This is a genomic window from Pantoea latae, assembly GCF_002077695.1.
Lineage (GTDB): Bacteria > Pseudomonadota > Gammaproteobacteria > Enterobacterales > Enterobacteriaceae > Pantoea > Pantoea latae.
This window is the reverse complement of record NZ_MWUE01000036.1, coordinates 1-1,395: the sequence shown is the minus strand read 5'-3', so window position 1 is coordinate 1,395 and position 1,395 is coordinate 1. Positions and strand designations below refer to the sequence as shown.

2 protein-coding genes are annotated in these 1,395 nt (G+C 33.2%); both read left to right on the top strand.

The genetic code is table 11. The annotated features are described in order from the left end of the window. A partial coding sequence (locus B2J69_RS21795) for an AAA family ATPase (protein ID WP_143806326.1) occupies positions 1–736 on the top strand: 736 nt, incomplete at its 5' end. Further along, positions 729–1,352: an HNH endonuclease gene (locus B2J69_RS21790; RefSeq protein WP_081142331.1), complete on the top strand. Its 624-nt coding sequence runs from the start codon at positions 729–731 to the stop codon at positions 1,350–1,352. The genes B2J69_RS21795 and B2J69_RS21790, both read left to right, overlap by 8 nt. Positions 1,353–1,395 lie beyond the last annotated feature (43 nt).

Genomic DNA, 1,395 nt, shown 5'->3' with positions numbered 1-1,395 from the left:
ATCTACTATCAATAAAATTTTCAAAGCATTAAAATTAGTCCCTGAAATCCATAATATAAGAAAATTAAAAATTATAATTAAAGATGAGCTGCTTTCTATATCTCATAAGTCGATTGAGTTTAGTGAGGCGTTAACTATTTTAATCAGTGTGGGATTATTGAAATTTGATAGTGCTGTATTAAAAAAAATTGACTCTAATACAATGTTTTCTATCGAAAATGCAAGTTCAGGTGAGCAGTGCGTAATAATAAGCATGCTTGGCATATCCTCTGTCATTGAAGATAACTCGTTAATTATGATTGATGAGCCTGAAGTATGCTTACATCCTGAATGGCAAGAAAAATATATCCAGCTTTTAACTAGTATATTTAGCTCCTATAAAGGTTGTCAGTTTATTATAGCTACGCACTCTCCTCAGATTGTATCTAATCTCAGTGAGAAGGGATGCTATATTATGACGATGGAGGATGGAGTTGCAAAAGATGCTAATGAATATATAAACAAATCATCAGACTTCCAATTGGCAACTTTGTTTGGTAGTCCTGGCTTTAAAAATGAGTATTTGTCGAGAATCGCCGTAAATCTCTTTTCAAATGTATCAAGCAATAGAAAGTTTACTTCTAATGATATTGCAATATATCAAGAGTTAATTAACATGCTTCCTAAGATTTCTGAAGAGGATCCCTTAAGTTCATTGATTAAAGCGATTGAGAAAATGAGGGAGATTTATGCCTGATATAATGGAATCAATTGTTTTAAGCGAGGATTCTTTAAGAGCAATTGAAGATGTGGTTACGGTTCCAACTTATAGTTTTAGAGATTGGTCTAGTGACTTATTAAAAGGTGTTAGAAGTGAGATTCGAAATTTTTATCGCACTCAACAAAAAGCAAGATGTGCTTATTGTAGAAATGTTATAACCAAATCAGCATCAGGCTGTCACGTGGAGCATATAGTTCCTAAGTCCAAATATACAGAATTCATGTTCACGCCTAAAAATTTATGTGTCATATGCCCTGATTGTAATGAAATAAAAAGGGAGAAAGAGGTGTCTAATAATCTGGAGGGAATGCTTAAGAAAGATCCCAAAAAGTACCCACGTAGCAGTTCAGCTTTTTTAATTTATCATCCTCACTTTGATGATTATGAGGATCACATCATTCAAATTGATGGATACTATATTGATCGAACTGATAAGGGAGCTACCACTATTAAAATGTGTACTTTGAATCGTCGTGTTAGAGAGTTTGGTTTCGAGCCATCCTTAGTATCAAGCCCCAAGCAGATGGAGTTAATGTATAAGATTTTAAATAGCGGTAAGTTAGAGGAAATAATGTTATTGATTGAAAAGTGAAAGATTGCTGGTAAGGTGTTTATTTATAATATTACCTTACCGG

Coding starts and splice junctions, on each gene's coding strand:
- B2J69_RS21790 (WP_081142331.1), top strand. CDS start 729: ATGCCTGATATAATGGAATCAATTGTTTTAAGCGAGGATTCTTTAAGA.